The following is a 6,735-nucleotide window of genomic DNA, read 5'->3' as shown; positions in this document are numbered from 1 at the left end:
ATGTTGCTTACGCTGATCAAGCCTACAGCGGGAAAAATCGAGATTTTCGGGATGGATGTGTATAAACACCGCGAAGAGATCCTCCGGCAGGTAGGCGCGGTGATTGAACGCCCCGATCTTTACAAATACCTCACGGCACTTGAAAACCTCAGGATTTTTGCAAAACTCAGCGGGCATAAGCTCACCAATGCTCAATTGATGTTGCAACTTGAAAGAGTGGACCTGCACCAGCGGGCCAATTCGAAGGTTCACACTTTTTCGCAGGGAATGAAACAGCGGTTAGGCATAGCCGTTGCACTGGCACATGACCCTCAACTGGTGATCCTGGATGAGCCCACCAACGGGCTGGATCCCCAGGGTATTGCAGATATCCGTCGTCTTATTGTTCAGTTGAGCAGGGAATATGGTAAAACAGTACTTGTAAGTTCCCACCTGTTGAATGAAATAGAGCTGACCGCCACCCGGATGATCATCATCAATAAAGGAAAGAAAATGGCGGAAGGCGCTCTGAGGGATCTGTTCGATCCCAATCAGATGTTGATTGAGCTGCGTGTGGTCAATCCGGACCATTGTCTGCAGCAATTGCAGCAATCTTCCTGGCAACCGTTGCTTGTACAGGATAAGGAACAGCCCTTCACGCTTCGCGTGAGCGAGGCAGCTATCCCGCGCCTGGTGGCTGACCTGGTGGGGATGGGAGTAGCCGTCAGCAGTGTTCAGCCGAAACATTCCCTGGAAGCTTATTTCCTGTCACTAACAACCTCCAATCAGCATGTGGACCATCCTGCAAATTGAGCTGTTCAAAATATTCAAACGTCCGCGGACCTATATCGCCTTTGTGGCCATCGCAGCGATCGTATGGCTGATACAGCTGGCTTTTTATGTGGATGGCGGAGCTTATATCAGCTTCCTGATGCAAAGCATCGAGTCCGATTTTGATGTGGATGGAAAGATACTGAACGGATATTTCATCTGTTACTTCATCCTTCAGACCTTACTGATACATGTTCCGTTGCTGATTGCACTGATAGGTGGGGATATGATTGCAGGGGAAGCCAATATGGGCACACTACGGCTGCTGAGCAGCAAGCCTGTGAGCAGGACCGCCCTGATTGCTGGCAAGTTCACAGCAACGGCCGTGTACACCTTGCTGTTGCTGGTATGGATGGCCATTCTGTCGCTGGGACTGAGCCTGGTGATATTTGGCGTGGACGACCTGCTCATCTTCAAAGGCTCTGAAGTGATCCTGCTGCTGAAATCAGATATTTTCTGGAGATATGTGGCAGCCTTTGGCTTTGCTGCCATTGCCATGATAACGGTTGCGGCACTTTCCTTCTTCCTCTCGATGTTTGCCGAGAATTCCATCGGACCTATCGTTGCCACCATGAGTGTGGTGATTGTATTCACCATCCTCACCAGTATCGACCTTCCTTTGTTCAATGCGATGAAGCCTTATCTGTTCACCTCGCATATGCTGGGCTGGAAAGGTTTCTTTGACGATGAAATATTTTACAACAGTATCGCCAGATCAGCTATCTTTCTGCTTTGCCATATTTTCGGCTTCCTTGGACTGAGCCTATATGTGTTCAGGAAAAAGGATGTGCTGAGCTGATCATCATACAACTAAAATCATTTCTGATGGAAAGAAGAAAATTCATGCGGCAGTCGCTCCTCGCAGGAGCAGGTTTAGCGGTAAGTCCTTCATTGCTGGCAGCAGCTGCGCAGCCTGCGGGAGATAAAGCATTCACTATGGATTTTGCATTTCATGACGGGATGTTCAAAAATCTTGCAGGTAAGGACTTTATCGATCAGATCAAATTTGCCCATGATAAAGGTTTCAGGTCTATTGAGGACAATGGTATGATGGCGCGTCCTGTGGCAGAGCAGGAGAAGATCGGGAATACACTCGCGAAACTGGGCATGCGTATGGGCGTTTTTGTGATCACAACAGACAGCTGGCACTGGAAAACTTCTCTGACGAGTGGTAAGGAAGAGTGGGTCAGCAAAATGGAGAAGGATTGCAGAACGGCTGTTGAAGTGGCAAAGCGCTGCAATGCCAAATGGGTGACAGTGGTGCCTGGTAATTACGATAACAGTCTTTCAAAAGAGATACAAACAGCCAATGTGGTGATGGCGCTGCGCAAAGCGGCGGATATCCTGGAGCCGCATAACCTGGTAATGGTGCTGGAGCCGCTGAGCGACAATGCGGATCTGTTTTTGCGTCATTCCGGTCAGACATATGAGATCTGCAAGTCTGTGAAGAGCGCAAGCTGCAAGATCCTGTATGATATTTATCATATGCAGCGCAATGAAGGAAACCTGATTGCCAATATAGACAGGTACTGGGATGAGATCCCCTATTTCCAGATCGGCGACAATCCCGGAAGAAAAGAGCCGGGCACCGGGGAGATCAATTACACCAATGTGTTCAGGCATATTTACAAGAAGGGATACAGAGGCGTGATGGGCATGGAACATGGTGTTGCCGGTCAGGGTAAAGAAGGGGAGCAGTCGCTCATCAAGGCTTATCGCGATCATGATATCGTTCCCGGTACTTAATACTTAACTACCTTTGTAAGGTCAATACAATCATTATGCAGACCCGCTTTTATATTCGTGCTATAGTGTTATTCTCTGTGCTGCTTTGCGGTGCAACAGCACACGCTTTTGCGCAGGATGCCGCAGCACTGATTAAGAAAGTGAAAGAGAAACTGGAGAAGGTGAGTAATTATGAAGCGAATGGCATGATGAGAACGAATGTATCCTTCATCAAAGTACCGGACTCGAAGATCACTGTGTATTATAAAAATCCGGATAAGTTCCGGATCAAAAAGGAAAATGGAATTTCTATCATGCCAAAGGGAAGTGTGAGCCTGAATCCGGGTACTTCTCTTTCAGATGAGAACTATACAACGGTAGCAGCGGGCACAGGTAAGATAGGAGATCAACCTGTGTCTATCGTAAAATTATTGCCGCTTGATGAAAAAAGTGAAGTAGTAGTTTCCACGTTATACATTGATGAAAAAGATCTTCTGATCAGGAAAGTAATAACAACTACCCGCAACAATGGCACATATGAGATTGAAATGAGTTATGGTAAATATATGTCATGGGGTTTACCTGATAAAGTGGCATTCATCTTCAATACAAAGGACTATAAGTTGCCGAAAGGTCTTGCATTTGATTACGATACAGGTGAGAAGCCTGCACCTGTTAATGACAAAAATCAAAAAGGAAGAGTGGAAATCACTTACTCATCTTACTCGATCAATAAAGGTATTTCAGACAAAATCTTCCAGTAGATTTTCGCGGTCTTTTTACGTTTCATTTCTCGCATGCAGGCATTACTTTGCAAGCTGAGTCACCTTGATGTTTATCAACATTAGTGAACGGACGGCAACAATTCATGCATCGTGTATACTATTAATATAATATACCCGTTTGCTTAACTGTACCTTGAACCCTTTTCGAAACCCAATGCATCCAGATCCTAAGAAAGCCCTTACAGCTTTGTGGGAGTTCATGCCCATTTGCTTGCAAGGATTCTTCAACACTTCCGGATCCAGCCAGACCGGCAATACCAATATTGCCCAGGAACGGTCTAAACGGTGGATCAGCTCCAGTTCCCGCACCAGGGATACTCGTGGAACCGTAATGGTTTTCGATGAGACTACAGGGTATTTACACCAGCACTATTTTTATTTTTCTTCCATTAATCAGTCAGATGACCTGATCATCTTACCCGATACTACTTGCTCTGCCAGGCAACAGGGATGGATAACCGAAAAGTATATGAGCTTGTTTCAACAATGCGAATAGTTATACAAAGATAGAAATTGAACGTGTCAACCCTTAAAGCCTAAAACGATGTCCTTGAACGATCTCCTAAAAAAGCAACTGGTTAAGTGGCAATTGCTGCTTATACTGGTGGCAGGCATTGCAGCAGATGCATATGCCCAACCCGCAACGGTCAGCCGGCCATTTGCGGTGGGTACAGGAAGTTGCGGTAGCGGAACGCAGATGATCCACTACTACAACTATAATCCTAACAGTAACAACTTAACCAGCGACCTTACCCTGAACTGTACACCCCAGATCAGGATAGGAGGTACTCCTGGCGGAGGTTCCAACAAGTTTACTTCTTATGGTTCGAGTGTAGCATTCAACCCCAGAGACCAGAAACTGTATTACCTGCTTTCAGGATCCCCCAAGTCCTATATATGGAGCTGGCCTGTAGGAGCCTGTGCGGGCTCAACTTCCAACAGGCTGGATACAATGGTTTCTTTCAATGCGTATATCCTGGGCGTTGTGTTTGACGCGGATGGCAATGGCTGGTTGCTGGAGTTCTCCACAGCCGGTGCTCCTTACACTACCTATATCCGTTCCATCGATTTTTCAACCGGTGTGATCGGTGGCAGGGATGTATTGCAGATGAGCGGCGGTGCCAAGATCTGGGCCTCGGGCAGTGGTGATATCACCATCTCTCCCAGTGGCCAGATGTACTTTGTGGTAGACAATAAACTGTTTACACCGGATTATAAAAGTTATACAGGTACAGGCGCGAACCTTACCACTACTTATATCGATACCGTGCGGACTACAGGTAACCTGATCGGTCTTACTTACGCTGATGGTGAGATGATAGGTACCTGGTCCGGTTCCGGTTGTCCGTTTTATGAGATCAATCCTCTTACTGGTGCGCGTGTGAACGTAACAAAGGCGGGCGCTACGCAGGCGGCCTCTGATCTTGCAACAGTGATTTCCGGAATAGGTGCAGCTAAAAACCTGGTTTCTGTTACGCCAACTGGTACCCCGGACCAATACACAGTAGAATATGATGTAATAATACACAACTATGGTAACGTTCCGGTTACCAACCTCAAGGTTTATGATTCTTTGTCTGCCATCAATACGGCGGCAAACGTTACCCTGAACAGTGTTTCATTTGTCAGCAATCCGGCAGGCCTGAGCCTGAACCCCGCATTTACGGGTAAGGCAGGAGGCACTACCACCACACAACTCATCACAACCGGTACGCTCCCGGCATGGCCTGTTGCAGAGAACAATGCCACTATCAGGATCTCGGTTACGCTGAGTAATATTCAGTCAGGCGTTGTTTATTATAACAGGGCTATTGTGACCGGTAACGGTTTCAAGAATGCTGCCCTGCGCGATACGTCAACCAATGGTAATAATCCTGACCTTAACTACAATGACCGGCCGGATGATGTGGGTGAAAGCCAGCCAACTCCGCTGCTGATCTCTGTAACAGCTCAAACACCTCCCTGTAGCGCATTACAAAGGATCCTCTACACTGAAACATTCGGAACGGGAAGCAATACCACTTCACTGATCGGAACAAATACGCCCGGCACGGATTATATAGGTTCCACTACTCAGCCCCTGTTGACAGACAGGTATATGATCACCACCAATCCTAACCAGGGAGATAATGCGAGGTGGCTTAACATGGACGATCATACCACCGGATCAGGGCGTATGCTGGTTGTGAATGCTGATGCAGATGATAAGGCCTTCTTCAGGGATACGGTACCCGCACTTTGTCCGGGTCAGCAGTATTCCATGTTCTTCTATGCATCATTCATCGGCAACCCTGCCTACAAAACTGTGTGTGATGGTTTCGGCGGCTTCAAATTCCCACGTGTGATGATGACCATCCGTGATGCGATCACCGGGCTGGTGATCACACAGATTTCTACGGGGTATATTACCAATACAGGAACCTGGGATCAATATGGTCTCAAGTGGGTAATGCCTCCCGGATTTACCAACGGTGTGATATTCGAATTGTCGAATAATGCAGAAGGGGGGTGTGGCAATGATATCGCCATCGATGATATTCAGTTCGGCTCCTGCGATCCCATGCCTACCGTTTCCACCACCATGCCTTCATCAGGTTGCGTGGGAGGAACTACCATCTTCTTTGCACAACCCAATGACCCTGCAGTAATTCCTGGTCCTAAAGAATACCAGTGGCAGGAAAGCACTAACGGAACTACCTGGACTAACCTTGGAAGCGTAAGTACTTCACAGATGTACATGATCAGCCCACTGCCTTCAACGGCCATCAATAAATATTACCGGGTGATCATGGCGGCCCAGGGAAATATGAGCTCAGCTGCTTGCCGTGATACTTCCAATGTTGTACAGTTGACAGCTAAAACAGCAGCCGGTGCGCCGACTTCGGCTTCAAAGAATAAATTAAGGATCTGTCCTGGTGAATCCGTCACCCTGCGCGCCAATGGTGGCTCTACAGGCAGCGGTGGCGTATACACATGGTACGCGGGTGGCTGCGGAACCGGTACGGCTGTAGGAACAGGTACTACTATTACTGTAAACCCAACAACCAGCACAACCTATTTTGTAAGGATCGAAGCTGATTGCGGTGTTACAACCTGTGTTAGTGTACCCGTAGTAGTTACCTGTGATATTGATAAGGATGATGACGGCGTACTTGATATCGATGAAAGCGGTGGTGTAGATATATTCATGGATAGCGATTTTGATGGTATCGAAGATTACCGCGATGCCAATACACCGGGTTTTGTGGATGCCAACGGAGATGGTATCGATGATCGTTATGACCGTGACCTGGACGGTAAGATCAATGCCCTTGACCTTGACAGCGACAATGATGGTATTCCCGATGTAGTGGAAGCCGGTGGTGTTGATGCCAATGGCGATGGTAAGATCGATAATTTCACAGATGCTGATGGC

General features: G+C 47.5%; 5 protein-coding genes. All 5 read left to right on the top strand.

The genetic code is table 11. The features are described from left to right. Positions 1-792 (top strand): ABC transporter ATP-binding protein (locus tag ACTHMC_RS20845; RefSeq protein WP_440416062.1); only part of this gene is annotated, 792 nt, incomplete at its 5' end. Next, positions 770-1,609 carry an ABC transporter permease gene (locus tag ACTHMC_RS20840; protein ID WP_440416060.1) on the top strand — a complete coding sequence of 280 codons (840 nt, stop codon included), beginning with the start codon at positions 770-772 and terminating at the stop codon, positions 1,607-1,609. The genes ACTHMC_RS20845 and ACTHMC_RS20840, both read left to right, overlap by 23 nt. Before the next feature lie 26 nt (positions 1,610-1,635). Further along, entirely contained in the window at positions 1,636-2,556 is a 921-nt protein-coding gene (locus tag ACTHMC_RS20835) for a hydroxypyruvate isomerase family protein (protein ID WP_440416058.1), read from the top strand. A 35-nt stretch (positions 2,557-2,591) separates the two neighbouring features. Continuing rightward, a complete protein-coding gene (locus ACTHMC_RS20830; RefSeq protein ID WP_440416056.1) occupies positions 2,592-3,299 on the top strand; it encodes a hypothetical protein in 708 nt (235 codons plus the stop codon). 571 nt (positions 3,300-3,870) lie between these two features. Continuing rightward, on the top strand, positions 3,871-6,735 hold a 2,865-nt coding region (locus ACTHMC_RS20825), incomplete at its 3' end, for a hypothetical protein (RefSeq protein ID WP_440416055.1).

Source organism: Pseudobacter sp. (genome assembly GCF_051955275.1).
Classification (GTDB): domain Bacteria; phylum Bacteroidota; class Bacteroidia; order Chitinophagales; family Chitinophagaceae; genus Pseudobacter.
The sequence above is the reverse complement of the archived record's forward strand: the minus strand, read 5'-3'. Positions and strand labels throughout refer to the sequence as shown.

What these genes read in the sequence shown, in the direction of transcription:
- ACTHMC_RS20840 (WP_440416060.1), top strand. Translation starts at nt 770, where the DNA reads ATGTGGACCATCCTGCAAATTGAGCTGTTCAAAATATTCAAACGTCCG.
- ACTHMC_RS20835 (WP_440416058.1), top strand. Translation starts at nt 1,636, where the DNA reads ATGGAAAGAAGAAAATTCATGCGGCAGTCGCTCCTCGCAGGAGCAGGT.
- ACTHMC_RS20830 (WP_440416056.1), top strand. Translation starts at nt 2,592, where the DNA reads ATGCAGACCCGCTTTTATATTCGTGCTATAGTGTTATTCTCTGTGCTG.